The sequence below is a fragment of the Chryseobacterium taklimakanense genome (genome assembly GCF_900187185.1).
GTDB classification, from domain to species: Bacteria; Bacteroidota; Bacteroidia; order Flavobacteriales; family Weeksellaceae; genus Planobacterium; species Planobacterium taklimakanense.
In genome coordinates, this window is record NZ_LT906465.1 from 1,578,797 (window position 1) to 1,596,932 (window position 18,136).

Here is an 18,136-nt window from a genome sequence, read left to right on the forward strand (position 1 = left end):
CACTAAGGTTTTAATTTTGGAAAAACTCAAAATGCCCGATAAACGCGACGTAGAAATTGTAATTCTCTCCGATATCCATCTGGGAACTTACGGCTGTCATGCGACCGAACTGGTGGCTTACCTGAAAAGTGTAAGACCAAAACTCCTCATTCTGAACGGTGATATTATCGACGGATGGGCATTCTCCAAAAGGTATTTCCCCAATTCGCACATGGCGGTGATTTCTGAAATTTTCAGAATGATGCAGAAGGACACCAAAGTTATCTATATCACCGGAAACCACGATGAATTCCTGCGTAAGTACACTGATCTATCAATGGGCAACCTTTTCCTTACCGATAAATATTTACTTGAAATCGACGGAAAAAAACACTGGATTTTCCATGGCGACATCTTTGACCACACGACCAAAGGCGGCGCAAAAATCATCGCAAAAATCGGCGGAATCGGTTACGACTGGCTGATTTTGCTGAACCGGGCCATCAATTGGTTTTTAGACAGCATCGGTCGGCAGAAAGTCTCGCTTTCCAAAAAAATAAAAAATTCGGTGAAAAAAGCCGTGAAATTCATTGCAGATTTCGAGGAAAAAGCGATAGAATTGGCGATCGACAATCATTACGAGTATGTGATCTGCGGGCACATTCATATGCCTTCGGACAGAGAGGTGGTAACAGAAAAAGGAAAAACCCACTACCTGAATTCCGGCGACTGGATTGAAAATCTTTCCTGGTTAGAATACAATGAAGGAAAATGGTCGCTCAATTTCTTTGACGAAACCAAGTTCAAAAAGCCCGAAATTGAAACCTACGACATGAGCGTGAATATGGAAGAACTCATCCATCCCACTACGCTTGCTGCATTCACTGTCCAAAAAACCATACAAACTTTGGCATAAAGAATCCGTCTCACAATAAAAATTGAGGCGGATTTTTTATTGCAGTTCCAATCTTCAATGTTTTGGAAAAAGAAAAAGTTGTCTTCTTTAGGCAACTTTCTTTCTTAAATTGTGTGCTAATGCGTGCAATCCGAACTCCAATTCTACTTTTTTCAGACCTTTCAGGGTAAACCGCTTAAAATTGTTGCAATGTTTCAGATGTGCAAACACGGGTTCTACTTCAACTGAGCGTTGTCTGCGTTTTTTAATGCCTTCTTGGCTGTTTAAGAGTTCCCTGATTTTCTCTTTGTACTGCTCCAGATGATGGTTTCGCTCTACACTGCGATTTTCTTTGGAACTGTGACAAACGCCTCTGATTGGGCATCCATCACAGTTTTTAGCCTGATAATGCGAGAGTTTCTGAGGGTAACCGGTCTTGGTTTTCCGAGTGCTTTCGTGTGTTTTTTCCATCTTTTGACCCATCGGACAGACGTAATAATCTTCTTCTTGGCTGTAGTGCAGATTTTCTTTGCTGAATGTTTTGTGTTTCGCCTGATAATGGGCATCCTGCTCTTTGTCGAAGGTGTTGTATTTTACATAAGGTGTAATATTGTTCTGTTCCAGCAATTCATAGTTCTGCTCGCTCCCATAACCTGCATCGGCAGTGAGTTCTTCTAATTCAGCCAATCTTTTTTCCCCATAGAGTTCCTCAAAATTTTTAAGATGATGCTCCAGGGTATTGAAGTCATTGGTCTGCTGATGAATGGTATAATTGACGATGATTTGATTCTCGGTAGAAATTTGTGCATTGTAGGCGGGTTTAAGTTGTCCGTTCTGCATGTGATCATCCTTCATTCTCATAAAAGTGGCGTCTTCATCCGTCTTGCTGTAAGAGTTTCTTTCTTTTAAAATCGCTTCCTGAGCTTCGTATTTATCGAGGTTTTTCTCAAAATTATTTTTAATGTAATTCAGCTTGGCTTTAGCTTTTTTGTCGGAATCGGTCTTGCCGTCGCTGCCTTTCAATTTGGCATTGATATTTGCTACGGTTTGCTGGATCTTTTCTTTGCTGATTTCTTTAAACTCAGGCGGCTCAGGGTCTTTGTCTTCCTCTCTTGCAACGCTTTGGGCGTATTTCCAAAGATCTTCCAATTGGCGGAGCATTTTTTCTTTATTGGTTTTAATGGCGTTTGCCCAAACAAAAGTGTAGCGGTTTGCCTGTGCTTCGATTTTCGTTCCATCCACAAAAACCTGTCTCAAACTCACCAAGCCTTCCTCTGCCAAAAGCAAAACTACTTGCGAGAAAATATCCTTGAAAGCCGCTTCCAGCTTATTGCTCCGGAAGCGGTTCACGGTATTGTGATCCACAATGCTCATGTTGGAAAGCCACATAAAATTGATATTTTCCCGAAGCGCTTTTTCTATCTTCCGGGAGGAATAAATATTATTCATGTACGCAAAAACCATCACTTTGAGCATCATCACGGGATGATAACTGGGATTTCCTTCTTTGCTGTAGGCTTTTAGAAGCGGATCTATATTAATCCTCTCCAAAATATCATTGACAATCCGAACAGGGTGATTTTCGGGAATCAATTCCTCAAAACTATAAGGAAACAGCACCAGCTGATTTTGGTTATAATGCTTGAAATTCATAAACAACTATCTGATTATCAATGATAAATATACAAAAATCCTAAATAATAACCAAAAAAAATCCGCCTCAGTTGTGAGACGGATTCTTTTGTTTACTTTAAGTCTTTTGCTTTTTGTTTGGCCGCTTCATTTCTCTCGATGGTATGTTCCGGTCTCGTCCATTTGGGATTTTCTCCTAACGGAACATACTGTGAATCTTCTTTTTCTACCACTTTTCTTTTAGCATGTTTTTCAAAAGGGGCTTGTGGCACTATTCCTAATTTATTAAAAAGGCTTTTGTCTTCGTTTATTTCAGGATTAGGTGTCGTTAAGAGTTTATCTCCGGCAAAAATTGAATTTGCTCCCGCGAAAAAACACAGAGCCTGCCCCTCCTGCGAAAGTCCCGTTCTACCCGCAGAAAGTCTCACCTGCGTTTTAGGCAATACGATTCTGGCAGTGGCTACCATCCTCACGAATTCGAAAATATCAACCGGTTTTTCTTTTTCGAGTGGTGTTCCTTCCACGGCAACCAAGGCGTTTATCGGGACACTTTCAGGTTGGGGTGTCATATTGGCTAATGTTTTCAGCATCCCGCAACGGTCTTCTACACGTTCTCCCATTCCTATAATTCCGCCAGAACAAAGCGTGATTGAGGTTTTACGTATGTTTCCAATCGTTTCCAGACGATCCTCGAATGCACGGGTAGAAATGACTTCTTTATAATATTCCTCAGAACTGTCGATATTGTGGTTGTAGGCATAAAGACCGGCTTCTTCCAGCCTCTTTGCCTGATTTTCGGTAAGCATCCCCAAGGTACAGCATACTTCCATATCGAGTTTTGTCACTTCCCGAACCATATCCAAAACTTGCTCGAATTCCGGTCCGTCTTTTACATTGCGCCAAGCGGCACCGAGACAAACCCTGGAAATGCCGTTTTCCTTGGCGGTCATCGCTTGATTTTTCACTTCATCCACAGGTAATAGACCATGAATTTTCACCTCGGTATGGTATCTTGCGGCTTGAGGGCAATATCCACAATCTTCAGGGCAACCCCCTGTTTTTACCGAAATTAGCGAAGAAACCTGCACCTTGTTAGCGTCATGGTGTTCACGGTGAACGGTCGCTGACTTATAAATTAAATCAAGAAAAGGGAGACTATAAATTTCTAAAATTTCTTCTGTGGTCCAATTTTGCTTTATCATTTTCTGGTATTTCAGTTTATTGTTTATTCAAAAATGCATCCCAGCCTTGTGCCGTAAGCTGAGAGAGTTCGTTTCTACCTCTTAAAACCATGTAATTGCCCTGTTCCAAATCTACGGCGTGGCCAATCACGGTGAAATCCGGGTGATTTTTAATTTTATCAAAATCGTTTGGCGAAATTGTGAAAAGCAGCTCATAATCTTCGCCGCCGCTCAAGGCGCACATTACAGGATTTAGATTGAATTCTTCGGAAGTTGTGATCGTCATCGTATCCATAGGAATCTTTTCCTCATATAGCCTGAAACCGACCTGGGACTGGTCTGAAAGATGAAGGATTTCTGAAGCCAAACCATCGGAAACATCGATCATCGATGTGGGCAAAACCTCAAGTTCGTCCAGAATTTTTTTCACATCGGTTCTTGCTTCCGGTTTTAGTTGCCGTTCCAAAATATAATCATAACCTTCCATTTCAGGCTGCATATTTGGATTTGCCAGAAAAACGGCGTGCTCTCTTTCCAGAATCTGCAATCCCAGATAAGCACCGCCTAGATCTCCGGAAACAACCAAAAGATCGTTTGGTTTTGCATTTTTTCGGGTAGCAATTTTATCAGAATTTTCCATTCCGATTGCGGTAATGCTCATCACCAACCCCGACGTTGAACTCGTTGTATCGCCACCTACCAAATCAACACCATATTTTCCGCACGCCAACTTTATACCTTCATAAATTTCGTCCAGCGCCTCAACCGGAAACCTGTTGGAAACTGCGAGTGAAACCAAAATCTGCGTGGGAGCTGCATTCATCGCTGCAATGTCACTTAGATTTACGATTACGGCTTTATATCCCAAATGTTTTAAGGGCACGTATCCGAGGTTAAAATGCACACCTTCCGCCAAAATGTCGGTTGTAACTACCACTTTTTTTCCATCGGGATTAATGATTGCGGCATCATCTCCTACCGAAAGTTCAGATGAATCCTGTTTTAAACTAAATTTTTCGGTAAGGCGTTTTATGAGACCAAATTCTCCTAATGCGGAAATTGGTGTTAAGTGTTGGTTTTTATCTTCAAGCATCATTATCTCAAGTTAATTTTTCCACTTTTGATCTTCAAAGACTTTCGGATCCAAATTTTCCGGGCGGAAAGGCAAAGCCTTGATATCTTGTTTGGTGAAAACTTTGGCGTCAGGCGATTTATAAGTGTTCAAAACCTCCAGAATTTCGTCCGGCGGCGTCGTAGATTTCCTCAGCATCATATCAATCCAAACGCCGAATGCTTCGGCTGTTGCACAATGTGTCCCGTCCGGCAGATAAAACTTATGAACAAACTGGTAAATGCTGCCGTCTTCGGCAAAACCATCAATTTCCAGGCTCACAAAAACCTCCTGATCCATATAAATTTCCTTGAAAAAAGAATATCTTTCATGCAGAATCACTGGCCCTATTCCCCAGCGGTTCAGCTCACTAAGCCCCATTTTATGGTTCGACATAAATGCCATCCGCGTCTGTGCGCAGTATTCAACATATGACGAGTTCGCCAAGTGACGGTTCGCATCGATATCGCTCCAGCGCACTTCAAATTTATGGTAGTATACAGACATATTTTTTATTTTTTTATTTGGGCAATCCCCACGCCCATGCAAAGCAGCTGCGTGGGGCCGGGCTGTTCACTGCAATCTTTTTTTACAAAAAAGGATTTCCGTTTCCATCCCTATTGCGTGAGATTCCCCGTAAAACTATCGCCTCAAAATTACGCATTAAAGGTGGTTTAAAAAATAGTATTTTTGCAAACGCTGTTAGGGCTTGAAGCCCTAATAGCGCTCCTCTCCTATGAACAAAAAGAAAATCATCATTGTCGGCGGCGGTGCAGCAGGTTTTTTCTGTGCGGCAAATCTGGATCCAGAGAAATTTGAAGTTAAAATCCTGGAGCAGAATTCCGATGTCCTTCAAAAGGTGAAAATTTCCGGCGGCGGACGCTGTAATGTGACACACGCCTGCTTTGATCCGCGCGAACTTGTACAGTTCTACCCTCGCGGAAACCGTGAACTGATGAGCGTTTTCAGTAAATTTCAGCCAGGCGATACAATGGAATGGTTCACAAACCGAAATATCCCGTTGAAGATTGAAAATGACAACCGGATTTTTCCAGAAAGCAACTCCTCACAAACCATTATCGGCTGCTTCAAAAAGGAAATTGCAGAAAAAAACTTTGAAATTCTGACCAAAACAACCGTGCTGGACATTCAGAAAGAGGAAAATCAATACCTCATCAAAACCAATAAGGGCAATTTTTCTGCAGATTTTGTGATTTACACCACCGGAAGTTCGCCAAAATCCCTTAAAATCCTTGAGGATTTAGGTCACAAAACCGTTTTGGCGGTTCCGTCGCTCTTCACTTTCAATATTAAAGATGATTTGCTGAAAAATTTGCCCGGAACCAGTTTCGATTATGCCGAAGTGTCGATCCCAAAACTGAAAACGGAAGAAAATGGCCCGCTTCTTATCACGCACTGGGGACTTTCCGGACCGGCAATCCTGAAAATTTCTGCGTGGAAAGCGCGCGAGCTTTTCGGTTTAAATTATCAGTTTGAAATTGAGGTGAATTTCATTGCAAAAAACATGTATGAAGCCGAAGCACTATTTTTAGAATTTAAACAGAATCATCCCAAAAAAACCATCGGACAAAGTAAGATTTTCGATGTCACCAGCCGTTTCTGGAACAAACTTTTAGAAATTTCAGGCATCAATCCCGAAAAACAGATCGCCAACATTTCAGCAAAGGAAATAAAAACCCTACTGGAAAATCTCTGCAAAAAAACCTTTAAAGTAGACGGAAAATCCACCTTTAAAGACGAATTTGTAACCGCAGGTGGCGTGGAACTGAAGGAAATTAATTTCAAAAATATGTCCTCAAAAATCCTGGAAAATTTCTATATCGCCGGTGAAGTATTAAATATTGATGCGGTGACGGGCGGTTTCAATTTTCAGGCGTGCTGGAGTGAAGGTTGGCTGATTGCGCAGGATTTGAATTCGAAATAATTTCTAAAAAGTGTGATGGTTATCTCCCAATCATCTTTTTTATCGCGTTCAGTTTCATCAGCGCTTCGATGGGGGTAAGTGTGTTGATGTCGATTTTAGTAAGTTCTTCACGGATATTTTCCAGAACCGGATCATCCAGTTGAAAAAACGAAAGCTGTAAATTTTCTTCAGTCACTTTCTTGATTTTTTCTTTGGAGCTGCCCTGAGTTCGGCTTTCTTCCAGGGTCTTTAAAATTTCATTGGCGCGGTTCACAACTTTTGAAGGCATTCCTGCCAATTTTGCCACGTGAATTCCGAAACTGTGCTCGCTTCCGCCCGGAACCAGTTTTCTCAAAAAAATAATATTCCCTTTATTTTCCTGAATGGTGACGTGGAAATTTTTGACTCTTTCAAAATTCAAAGTCATTTCGTTCAGTTCGTGGTAATGTGTCGCGAACAGCGTTTTCGGCTGTGCCGGATGCTGATGAAGATATTCCGCAATAGCCCAGGCGATGGAAACGCCATCGTAAGTAGAAGTTCCACGACCGATTTCATCCAACAGGATCAAACTTCTTTCAGAAATATTGTTGAGAATATTCGCGGCTTCGTTCATCTCCACCATAAATGTCGATTCACCTGCAGAAATGTTATCCGTAGCCCCCACCCGGGTGAAAATTTTATCCAAAATCCCAATTTCTGCATGCTTTGCCGGTACAAAACTTCCAATCTGGGCCAGAAGGCAAACCACGGCAGTCTGACGAAGAATCGCCGATTTACCTGCCATGTTCGGCCCCGTAACCATAATGATTTGCTGGGAATCTTTATCCAGATAAATATCGTTGGGAATATATTTTTCCCCCAATGGAAGTGCATTTTCAATGATTGGGTGGCGCGCCTCTTTTAAATCGACCGCGAACCCTTCATTCAGAATTGGTCTGGTATAACTCTCAGAAACAGCGAGTTCGCTCAATCCCACTGCAACATCCAGCTGCGCAATGATGTTTGAATTTTCCTGAATCTGATCGATATAATTCATCACATATTCGCACGCTTTGCGGTACAGTTGGTGTTCCAAAACCGAAATTTTCTCTTCCGCGCCCAGTATTTGGGTTTCATATTCTTTCAGTTCTTCGGTGATGTAGCGCTCTGCGTTTACCAAAGTCTGTTTCCGGATCCACTCAGCAGGAACTTTGTCTTTATGGGTATTTCGGACTTCGATATAATAACCAAAAACGTTGTTGAAATCGATTTTCAGCGAAGAAATTCCGGTGCGTTCCACTTCGCGCTGGCACATTTCATCCAAAAACCCTTTGCCTTTGCTTTGAAGGTTGCGAAGACGGTCAAGTTCCTCATTCACACCTTCTTTTATGACGTTTCCCTTTGCCAGATTCACTGGAAGCTCATCATTCAGGTGGGATTTCAGATATTCAATCAAATCCGAAAGATCATTTAGAGGTTCCAGCCAAGCCAGAAAATCGTGGTGCGGTTTCAGTTTTTCTTTAATTTCTTTGATGGAAGCCAAACTCTGGCGCAGATGACCCAATTCTTTCGGGGAGAGTTTTTCGGCCGCGAGTTTTCCCATTAACCGGTCCAAATCAGAAATGGATTTCAGTAAGCCCTGAATTTCATATTTCAGATAATCTTCATTATTAAAAAACTCAACCAAAGAAAGCCTTCTATTGATTTCATCGACGTTCTTCAGGGGCAGAATGATTCTTCGTCGCAGCAGCCTTCCGCCCATCGGCGTAGAGGTTTTATCCACGATATCGAGCAGGCTTTTTCCCTCTTTGTTTGACGGGAAAACAATTTCCAAATTCCGGAGTGTAAACTGGTCCATCATCAAATAATCCTCCTGCGGAATTTTCTGAATTTTGGTGATGTGTGTGAGCAAATCGTGGTGCGTATCTTCAACCAAATAAGCGAAGATGGCACCCGCAGCGGTAATTCCCAGTTCCATTTTCTCGACACCGAAACCTTTTAAAGAATTGGTTTTAAAATGATTCGTGAGTTTTTCCGTTGCGTATTTATACTGAAAAGCCCAGTCTTCGAGTTTAAATGAATTTTTATTTTTCAGTTGTAACGGCAGTTCCTTCGTCCTTTGGTAAATAATTTCACTCGGATCAAACGTGTGGGCGATGTGGAGTAATTTTTCGAGATTGCCTTCGGAAACGAGAAACTCCCCGGTAGAAATATCCACCAAGGCCAAACCATACTTCTCCTTTTCTTTATGAATGGAAAGCAGGAAATTGTTTTTCTTGGAATTAAGGACCTGATCATTAAAAGTAACCCCGGGCGTAACCAGTTCAGTAACACCACGTTTCACAATGCCTTTTACCATTTTAGGGTCTTCCAACTGATCGCAGATCGCTACCCGTAGCCCAGCACGAACCAACTTTGGCAAATAAGAATCAATGGAATGATGGGGAAAACCCGCCAGTTCGATATGCGAATCACCGTTGTTCCTTTTGGTTAAAACTATGCCCAAAACTTGCGACGCCTTGATGGCATCGGTCCCGAAAGTTTCGTAAAAATCCCCTACCCTAAAGAGCAAAAGAGCATCCGGATATTTCGCCTTGATGCTGTTGTACTGTGTCATTAAAGGGGTTTCTTTCTTCGCTTTTGACATTGCAGTTTTATCACAGATTTTCAAAGTTTGATATAGTGGACTCCGCGCAAAAACTTTGTGTGCTCCGTGTTTAAGTTTTAATTTTGCCAAAAATACGAAAATGTCATCCACCAAAAAACTGAAACTCCAGGAACTGGGCAGAATTGATGTAGAAACCTTCAAGCGCACGGAAAAGATTCCCTTGGTTGTGGTTTTGGATAATGTCCGCAGCATGCACAATGTGGGGGCGGTTTTCAGAACGGCGGATGCTTTTATTATAGAAAAAATTGTCCTTTGCGGAATTACGCCGGTTCCGCCACACCGGGAAATTCATAAAGCCGCGCTGGGAGCCACCGAAAGCGTGGACTGGATTTTTGAGAAAGAAATCTCAGCAGCGCTGCAAAACCTTAAAAATGAAGGTTTTGAAATCATTGGAATTGAGCAGACCTCTGACAGTCAAAACATTGAAGATTTCAAAATTGACCCAAACAAAAAATACGCCTTAGTCCTTGGTAATGAAGTAGATGGACTGAGCGAAGAAGCACTTCATCTATACGATACATTTCTTGAAATTCCACAGTTGGGTACCAAACATTCGCTGAACGTTTCCGTATGCGGCGGAATTGTGATGTGGGATTTCTTTAAAAAACTGAAATAAAAAAAAACCGCAAAATCCTGAGGGACAGTGCAGTTTTAAATAAATCTAATAAAAAGTAAAAATGAAAGGCTGCAAATATACTTCTTCGGAAACATATGATCCAAGATTTTTTTTAGGAATTTTATTAAATTTTCATTTTGGCTTCTTTTTTTCAGGAAATTCTTAAATTAGCCTAATGTTTATCAAAGATTATATCTCGAAAGACTATCCTGCATTCAATCATACAGATTCAATTGAAGTAGCTTCTGAAATAGCGACTGAATTTGGGTACTCTCACGTTTTTATAAAGAAAAAAGGGGTTTATGTTGGTGCTTTAAGTCAAAGTTTTCTGGAAGAAAGCCCTGAAGGCACGCTCGGCAGCCTGGAAATCCATTATGACAGATTTGCAATTCCGGAAGACGGAAATATTCTGGACACTGTGAAATTATTCCACATTTTCAACTCAAATGTAGTTCCGGTAATCACGCAAACCGAAAAATACCTTGGTTATATTTCCTGCGACGATATTTTCAGTGAGTTCTCAAAATATCCTCTCTTTTCGGAAAATGGCGCCATCCTGACGGTTCAGAGCAATAATCTTTACTACTCTTTTACTGAAATTGCAAAAATTGTGGAGAGCAATAATGCAAAAATGTACGGCTGTTACGTCAGCGGAATCAATGACGACAGTATTTTGATAACTTTGAAAATCAGCAATGATAATCTGAGCTCGATCGATGAAACTTTTGAAAGATACGGCTACAACGTAGTGAATAAACATTACGGTGACGAAAAAGAAGAACTGATGAAAGACCGTTTTGGCTTTTTCCAAAAATACCTTGAATTCTAAAAATTATGGTAGCCGCAATTTATACGCAAAAAAGCGATCTGGATACATTTCTTTATCTGAGCAAATTTATTTCTGAACTGGATAAGAGAGGTGTGAAATCCATACTTTTCTCCGGAATGGCAGAATCTATGCAGTTTTCAAAAGATTTTGTCACCTTCAGCAACAAGGAAGATCTGCTTGAAAACAACACCAATTTCTTTTTTACGTTTGGCGGCGACGGAACGCTGGTAGCCTCGCTCTTGTTTGTGCAGGACACGAACATTCCTGTAGTCGGCGTCAACACAGGCCGCCTGGGTTTTCTTGCAAGTTTCACCAAAGAAGATGCCTTTAGGGAACTGGATGACATCATTGACGGCGACGTTAAAATCTCAAAACGTTCTGTAATTGAAGTGGTTACTCCCAAGTCGGAGCTGTTTTTTCCTTTTGCTTTAAATGACATCACCATTTCAAGACGGGAAACCACCTCGATGATTACCGTTGATTCTTATATAAACAATGAATTTCTGAATGTTTTTTGGGGCGACGGTGTCATTATTTCTACGCCAACCGGTTCTACCGCCTATTCGTTGAGCTGCGGCGGGCCAATTATCTCTCCCGAAAACGACAATTTTGTAATTACGCCGATTGCACCGCACAATCTCAACGTTAGGCCTTTAATTGTAAAGGACGATTCCGAATTCAGATTAAAAGTTGAAAGCCGCGTACCTCAGTATGCCCTGTCCCTGGATTCAAGACTTGTACACATCGATACAGATGTAGAAATCGTGATACGGAAAGCCCGTTACAGCATGGCACTCATTCAGCCAAAAAGCCTCAGTTTTTATGAGACCATCAGGCAAAAGCTGCTTTGGGGACGGGATAAAAGAAATTAGGGCTTTTCGCATAATTTTCGTAACTTTACGTGATTAAAAATCCATAAATAAATTTCTAAAAAAGTAAAAAAATTATGAGCAGAATGTTTCCGGCAGGTGTTGCCACAGGACAATTGGTTACAGACATTTTTCAGTACGCAAAAGAAAACAGGTTCGCGCTTCCTGCAGTGAATGTTATCGGTTCCAGCAATGTGAACGCTACGATGGAAACAGCTGCAAAACTAAACGCACCAGTGATCATTCAGTTTTCTAACGGTGGTGCAGCTTTCAACGCCGGAAAAGGCTTGAGCAGCGACGGGCAAAAATCTGCAGTCCTGGGTGGTATTGCCGGTGCAAAACACATTCACACACTTGCCGAAGCTTATGGAGCAACAGTAATCCTTCACACAGACCACTGTGCAAAGAAACTTTTGCCTTGGATCGACGGACTGATGGATGCTAACGAAGAATTCTTCAAACAAACCGGGAAATCTCTTTATTCATCACACATGCTTGACCTTTCCGAGGAGCCTTTGGAGGAAAATATGGATATTTCAACCCAATATTTCGAAAGAATGGCAAAAATGGGAATGACCCTGGAAATCGAACTTGGTGTAACCGGCGGTGAAGAAGACGGTGTAGACAATACCGGAGTTGATTCTTCAAAACTTTACACTCAGCCTGAAGAAGTGGCTTACGCTTACGAAAAACTGAAAGCAGTTTCTCCAAACTTCACTATTGCCGCTGCTTTCGGAAACGTACACGGTGTTTACAAGCCAGGAAACGTAAAACTAACACCAAAAATCCTTGACAATTCACAAAAATTTGTTCAGGAGAAATTCGGAACTGGCGAGAAGCCGATCAATTTCGTATTCCACGGTGGTTCCGGTTCTTCACTGGAGGAGATCAGAGAAGCGATCGATTACGGTGTAATCAAAATGAATATTGATACAGACCTTCAGTTTGCATACACAGAAGGCATCAGAGATTATATGGGTGAAAGAGTAGATTATCTTAAAACTCAGATTGGAAACCCTGAAGGTGACGACAAACCAAACAAAAAATTCTATGATCCTAGAGTTTGGTTAAGAAAAGGTGAAGAAACCTTCTCAAAAAGACTGGTGCAGGCCTTTGAAGACCTGAACAACGTAAATACTTTAAAATAATTTGAAATTCAGAGTTTGGAATTTGATATTTTTGCAAAATCAAATTTCAAACTTCTAATAAGAGCTGAACTATGGCATTCGACTGGTTTAAAAGAAAAGCAAAAAACATCACCACTTCCACTGAAGATAAAAAGGACGTTCCAAAAGGTCTTTGGCACCAAACGCCTTCAGGAAAAATCGTAGAACACGATGAGCTCCGCAGAAATAATTATGTGTCTCCGGAAGACGGTTTCCACGTAAGAATCGGAAGTAATGAGTTTTATGAAATGTTCTTTGATGACAATAAATACAAAGAACTTGATGCAGGTGTAGAAAGTGTTGATATGCTTAATTTTAAAGACACGAAAGCCTATAGCGACCGGCTGAAGGAAGTAAAAGCCAAAACCAAACTTAATGACTCTATCAGAAATGCTGTGGGTAAAGTTGGTGGCCATGAAATGGTGATTTCCTGTATGGATTTCGCTTTCATCGGCGGCTCGCTGGGTTCGGTTATGGGGGAAAAAATCCGAAGAGCGGTTGATTATTGCATTAAAAACAAACTTCCGTACATGATTATCTGTCAGTCCGGTGGAGCAAGGATGCAGGAAGCGGCTTTTTCACTGATGCAGTTGGCAAAAGTTCAAAGCAAACTGGCGCAGCTCTCTGATGAAGGTTTGCCGTACATTGCTTACCTGTGCGACCCGACATTTGGCGGTATTACGGCGTCGTTTGCGATGACTGCCGACATCATTATGGCTGAGCCGGGCGCACTGATCGGTTTTGCAGGCCCAAGAGTTATCCGCGAAACCATTGGTAAGGACTTGCCGGAAGGCTTCCAGACTTCTGAATTCCTTGTGGAAAAAGGGTTTGTTGATTTCATTGTAAAACGAAATGATGCAAAAGCGAAAGTGGCGCAGACGGTCTCGCTTTTAACCCACGCTTAAAAATATTTGTAACAAAATGATAAAAATCTCACCTTATTCAGGTGAGATTTGTTTTATGAGAAATGCATTCAAGGTTTTTTTCAACTCCGCGAGAAGACTTTCTTTTGGTAAGATAGTCAGGCTTTTGCGCTTGACTTTACCACATCCTCTTTTTTCGGTTTTGAGTTTTTATGCGACGCTTAAAACCTATTCTATAGCAAAAAAATATTTCCCGAAAACTAATTCCAATGACGGGATCGGCAATGCGTTTCGACATGCGCTTTGGACCGCTTTGGCAATGATGTATTGCTGCAAAATCTCCTCACCTCAAAAATCTTATGTATTCTGCAAAAGGTTTACAGATATGCACGAAGAGCTTTTCCCCAATGAGCCTATCCAGACTAAAATGGATCTGCACAATAATCAGGTTGGCCTCAATATCTTTATGGAAATGCTTCCGGGAATTCACCGCCAGTTTTTTGAAACGGGCTTTCTGATTGATAAGATATTAGAAAAAACAAAAACCGCCGTAATTTTGCAAAGTGTGGATGACAACCCGGGAAACGAGTTGGTTTACTTAACGATTTAATTCTTCGTATTTAGGTTGCATAAAATTCCACTCAATATTTAATTTGAAATAAACATTTCGATTCTTTAAAATGAAAAAAATACTCTTTCTTCTGCTTATAAGCCAACTGATCTTTGCACAAAATCAAAAAACACCCTACGAAAAAGGTAACGGCAACCAAACGCCAACCTATGAGGAAATGGTCAGGTTTTATGATGAACTGGATGCCAAACACCAAAGTATTTGCATAAAAACCTATGGACTGACGGACAGCGGAGAACCGCTGAAGGTCATTTTTTTCAGTAATGACGGTAAATTCGATAAAAATAAATCCGTCATTCTCATCAATAACGGCATTCATCCCGGCGAACCGGACGGAATCGACGCTTCGATAATGATGCTCCGAAATTTTGCGGAAGGAAAACTGAAGGCCCCTAAAAATCTCATCATCGCGGTAATGGAATCCTACAACATCGGTGGAATGATGAACCGCGGAAAATACTCACGGGCGAACCAAAACGGACCGGAAGAACACGGTTTTCGCGGAAATGCAAGAAATTACGACCTGAACCGGGATTTTATCAAGACAGATTCCCGAAACGCCATGAGTTTTCAGGAAATGTTTCATGATGTTAATCCTATTTATTTCATTGATAATCACGTGAGTAACGGTGCCGATTACCAGTACACATTTACTTATATCAACACCAATAAAGAAAGGCTGGGGAAGATTTTAGGAAATTTTCAGAATGATGAAATGTCACCAACGATTAAAGAAAACTTATTAAAAAAAGGAATTATCTCCACACCTTATGTAGAAATCAACGGTCTGAAACCGGAACTGGGCTACGAAACCTTCATGGATTCGCCAAGATACGCGACGGGCTATACTTCTCTGTTCAATACTTTGGGTGAAGTGCCGGAAACGCATATGCTGAAACCCTATAAAGACCGTGTAAAAGTAACTTACGAGAATATGCTTTCCACGATCGAATATCTTGATGACAATATTGCGAAAATCAAGGATTTAAGACAGAAAAACCTGGGACAATATCAACCGGGAATGAAGTACGGCATCCAGTGGAAAATTGACTCAACCAAAACAAAAACTATAGAATTCAGAGGTTATGAAGCCGGAATGAAACCAAGTGAAATATCAGGAAAACCCAGGCTTTTCTACGACAGAAATAAGCCTTACACAAAGAAAATTCCTTTTTATGATACTTATACCGCCACAAAAGAAATTACGATTCCCAGATATTATGTTGTGCCACAATCTGAATGGCAAGTTCTGGCGCACCTGAAGCGTAACCAAATAGAAATGAAACCGCTGAAAAAAGACAGCACGATTACTGTTGAGCAATACAAGATTGCAGATTTCAAAACCTACCAGCGGCCGTACGAAGGGCACTATGCACATTACGACACAAAAGTTTCTGCCTCAGCTGAAAATGTAAAATTCAGAAAAGGAGATTATCTTATTTCTTTAAATCAAAAAGGCGTAAAATACCTTCTCGAAACTTTGGAACCGGAAGCTGTGGACAGCTTCTTCAACTGGAATTTGTTTGATTCCATCCTCGGCCAAAAAGAATACTATTCCGATTATGTTTTCGAAGATACGGGTGCCGAAATCCTTAAAAACAACCCAAAACTTCGTGAAGCCCTGGAGAAAAAGAAAGCCGAAGACCAAAAATTTGCAGAAGACGGACGCGCTCAACTGGATTGGGTTTACCGGAATTCCGAGTATTATGAAAAAACACATATGAGGTATCCGATATTTAGAATTTTATAAAATTATCCGCCTTTCAATACCGCTAACTCGTCCCGCAATTTCGCAGCCTTTATAAAATCCAGATTTTTTGCTGCTGCTTCCATCGCTTTTTGTTTTTCGGCAATGAGCATATCAAGATCAGCCTCACCATAAGAAGCGCGCTGCTCGGCAACCTGTTTCAGGATTTCTTTTTGGGTGTATTTGTCGTCCGGGAAATCCTTGGCTCTGCCAACCAATGCCTCAGATATTTTCTTGTTGACCTGCTTTGGCGTGATGTTATGGGCTTCGTTATATTCCTGTTGTTTTTGGCGGCGGTAATTGGTTTCATCGATGGTTTTCTGCATCGAACTGGTCATTTTGTCGGCGTACATGATCGCTTTTCCATTGATGTTTCTTGCCGCTCTACCCACGGTTTGTATCATCGAACGGCGCGACCTCAGCATACCTTCTTTATCGGCATCCAAAATGGCTACGAGCGAAACTTCGGGTAAATCCAAGCCTTCACGAAGAAGGTTAACCCCAATCAACACATCAAACAAACCGGTCCGCAAATCCTGCATAATCTGGATACGTTCCAAAGTTTCCACATCGGAATGGATGTAGCGGCAGCGGATGCCAAATTTTGTGAAATATTTCGTGAGTTCCTCTGCCATTTTTTTGGTTAATGTGGTTACCAGAACCCTTTCATCAATTTCTGCGCGCTTCTGTATTTCTTCCATCAAATCATCAATCTGGTTGATGGTCGGGCGAATTTCAATCACCGGGTCTAAAAGTCCGGTAGGACGGATGATTTGCTCGATGTATTCGCCACCGGTTTTTTCCAGTTCGTAATCGGCCGGCGTAGCGGAAACGTAAATCACCTGATTCTGCATGCCCTCAAATTCTTCAAATTTCAAAGGACGGTTATCCATCGCTGCGGGCAGACGGAAGCCATACTCCACCAAAGATTCCTTTCTGCTGCGGTCACCGCCGTACATGGCGTGAACCTGCGGAACCGTTACGTGGGATTCATCAATCACCATCAGATAATCTTTAGGGAAATAATCTAAAAGGCAGAACGGCCGTGAGCCTGGCAACCTTCCGTCTAAATATCTTGAGTAATTTTCAATTCCGGAACAGTAGCCCAGTTCTTTAATCATTTCAAGATCGAGTTCTGTACGCTCCTGCAAGCGTTTGGCTTCCAGCGGTTTTTCTATGCTTTCAAAAAACGCGACCTGTTTCACCAGATCATCCTGAATATCGCGGATCGCACCGTTTAGAGTTTCCTTTGACGTCACAAATAAATTTGCCGGATAAATCTGAATCTGGTCAAAATTGCTTTCCACGTTTCCTGAAACCGGATCGAAAGTCTGAATTTTCTCAATTTCATCACCAAAAAACTGAACACGGATCGCATTGTCAGCATATGCCGGATAAATATCAATCACATCACCCTTCACCCTGAACGTACCGCGCTGAAACTCGTTTAAGGTTCTCGCATACAGTGCATTAACCAAAGAATGAAGCAATGCCGTACGTGTCACTTTATCACCAACCGCAATTGAAATCAATGACTTATGGAATTCTGCTGGATTCCCAATACCGTAAATGCAGGAAACCGATGCTACAATCAGCACATCCCGTCTTCCGGAAAGCAAACTGGCCGTCGCAGAAAGTCTTAATTTTTCTACTTCTTCATTGATCGAAAGGTCTTTCTCAATATAAGTTCCGGTGCTCGAAATGTAAGCTTCGGGCTGGTAGTAATCGTAGTAGGAAACGAAATATTCTACCGCGTTCTCCGGGAAAAATTCCTTGAACTCCATAAAGAGTTGCGCGGCCAAAGTTTTATTATGCGCCAAAACAATAGTAGGGCGCTGGATATTGTTTACCACATTCGCAATGGTAAAAGTTTTTCCGGAACCTGTAACGCCCAGCAAAGTCTGGTATTTCTCACCGATCAGTACACCTTCGGTCAGTTTTTCGATGGCATTGGGCTGATCGCCGGTAGGTTGGAATTCGGACTGAAGATTGAATTTCATTTTGTAGAATAAAGAACAAAGATAAAATTTTAAAGTCTCTGAACTT

Annotated in this window: 15 protein-coding genes; 9 read left to right on the forward strand and 6 right to left on the reverse strand. The window is 41.5% G+C overall.

Features of this window, described 5'->3' with window-relative positions:
- Positions 1 to 31: 31 nt before the first annotated feature.
- Positions 32 to 895, forward strand: coding sequence for a UDP-2,3-diacylglucosamine diphosphatase (locus tag CKV81_RS07500; RefSeq protein WP_095074354.1), 864 nt, complete (start codon positions 32 to 34; stop codon positions 893 to 895).
- Positions 896 to 982: 87 nt separating this feature from the next.
- On the opposite strand, the gene CKV81_RS07505 is transcribed toward CKV81_RS07500, so the two are convergent.
- From CKV81_RS07505 to CKV81_RS07520, 4 genes are all read right to left on the reverse strand, one after another.
- Positions 983 to 2,527, reverse strand: a complete 1,545-nt coding sequence (locus CKV81_RS07505; RefSeq protein ID WP_095072002.1) for an IS1182 family transposase — start codon at positions 2,525 to 2,527, stop codon at positions 983 to 985.
- 92 nt (positions 2,528 to 2,619) lie between these two features.
- The gene (gene bioB, locus CKV81_RS07510) at positions 2,620 to 3,708 is read right to left on the reverse strand and encodes a biotin synthase BioB (protein ID WP_095072004.1); all 1,089 of its coding nucleotides are present in this window, start codon (positions 3,706 to 3,708) and stop codon (positions 2,620 to 2,622) included.
- Between the two features lie 16 nt (positions 3,709 to 3,724).
- The gene (gene thiL / locus CKV81_RS07515) at positions 3,725 to 4,780 is read right to left on the reverse strand and encodes a thiamine-phosphate kinase (RefSeq protein ID WP_095074356.1); all 1,056 of its coding nucleotides are present in this window, start codon (positions 4,778 to 4,780) and stop codon (positions 3,725 to 3,727) included.
- 12 nt (positions 4,781 to 4,792) lie between these two features.
- The gene (locus tag CKV81_RS07520; protein ID WP_095072006.1) at positions 4,793 to 5,305 is read right to left on the reverse strand and encodes an acyl-CoA thioesterase; all 513 of its coding nucleotides are present in this window, start codon (positions 5,303 to 5,305) and stop codon (positions 4,793 to 4,795) included.
- A gap of 229 nt (positions 5,306 to 5,534) precedes the next feature.
- Here CKV81_RS07520 and CKV81_RS07530 point away from each other — a divergent pair, with 229 nt between their 5' ends.
- Positions 5,535 to 6,743, forward strand: coding sequence for a BaiN/RdsA family NAD(P)/FAD-dependent oxidoreductase (locus CKV81_RS07530; RefSeq protein ID WP_095072010.1), 1,209 nt, complete (start codon positions 5,535 to 5,537; stop codon positions 6,741 to 6,743).
- A 19-nt stretch (positions 6,744 to 6,762) separates the two neighbouring features.
- On the opposite strand, the gene mutS is transcribed toward CKV81_RS07530, so the two are convergent.
- Positions 6,763 to 9,348, reverse strand: a complete 2,586-nt coding sequence (gene mutS, locus CKV81_RS07535) for a DNA mismatch repair protein MutS (RefSeq protein ID WP_095074358.1) — start codon at positions 9,346 to 9,348, stop codon at positions 6,763 to 6,765.
- A 100-nt stretch (positions 9,349 to 9,448) separates the two neighbouring features.
- Here mutS and CKV81_RS07540 point away from each other — a divergent pair, with 100 nt between their 5' ends.
- The 7 genes from CKV81_RS07540 (at position 9,449) to CKV81_RS07570 (ending at position 16,093) form a co-directional block, all read left to right on the forward strand.
- On the forward strand, positions 9,449 to 9,985 hold the full coding sequence (locus CKV81_RS07540) for an RNA methyltransferase (protein WP_095072013.1): 537 nt from the start codon (positions 9,449 to 9,451) through the stop codon (positions 9,983 to 9,985).
- A 175-nt stretch (positions 9,986 to 10,160) separates the two neighbouring features.
- Positions 10,161 to 10,814, forward strand: coding sequence for a CBS domain-containing protein (locus CKV81_RS07545; protein WP_095072016.1), 654 nt, complete (start codon positions 10,161 to 10,163; stop codon positions 10,812 to 10,814).
- Between the two features lie 5 nt (positions 10,815 to 10,819).
- Entirely contained in the window at positions 10,820 to 11,686 is an 867-nt protein-coding gene (locus CKV81_RS07550) for an NAD kinase (protein WP_095072018.1), read from the forward strand.
- A gap of 74 nt (positions 11,687 to 11,760) precedes the next feature.
- A complete protein-coding gene (gene fbaA / locus CKV81_RS07555; RefSeq protein WP_095072020.1) occupies positions 11,761 to 12,831 on the forward strand; it encodes a class II fructose-bisphosphate aldolase in 1,071 nt (356 codons plus the stop codon).
- Positions 12,832 to 12,902: 71 nt separating this feature from the next.
- The gene (accD, locus tag CKV81_RS07560) at positions 12,903 to 13,754 is read left to right on the forward strand and encodes an acetyl-CoA carboxylase, carboxyltransferase subunit beta (protein WP_095072023.1); all 852 of its coding nucleotides are present in this window, start codon (positions 12,903 to 12,905) and stop codon (positions 13,752 to 13,754) included.
- Positions 13,755 to 13,770: 16 nt separating this feature from the next.
- Positions 13,771 to 14,322: a DUF6973 domain-containing protein gene (locus CKV81_RS07565; protein ID WP_258453899.1), complete on the forward strand. Its 552-nt coding sequence runs from the start codon at positions 13,771 to 13,773 to the stop codon at positions 14,320 to 14,322.
- A gap of 70 nt (positions 14,323 to 14,392) precedes the next feature.
- Positions 14,393 to 16,093 carry a M14 family zinc carboxypeptidase gene (locus tag CKV81_RS07570; RefSeq protein ID WP_095072024.1) on the forward strand — a complete coding sequence of 567 codons (1,701 nt, stop codon included), beginning with the start codon at positions 14,393 to 14,395 and terminating at the stop codon, positions 16,091 to 16,093.
- A gap of 2 nt (positions 16,094 to 16,095) precedes the next feature.
- Here the strand turns inward: CKV81_RS07570 and uvrB are convergent, their stop codons facing one another.
- Complete coding sequence (uvrB, locus tag CKV81_RS07575; protein WP_095072026.1) at positions 16,096 to 18,090, reverse strand: excinuclease ABC subunit UvrB; 1,995 nt, start codon at positions 18,088 to 18,090, stop codon at positions 16,096 to 16,098.
- Positions 18,091 to 18,136 lie beyond the last annotated feature (46 nt).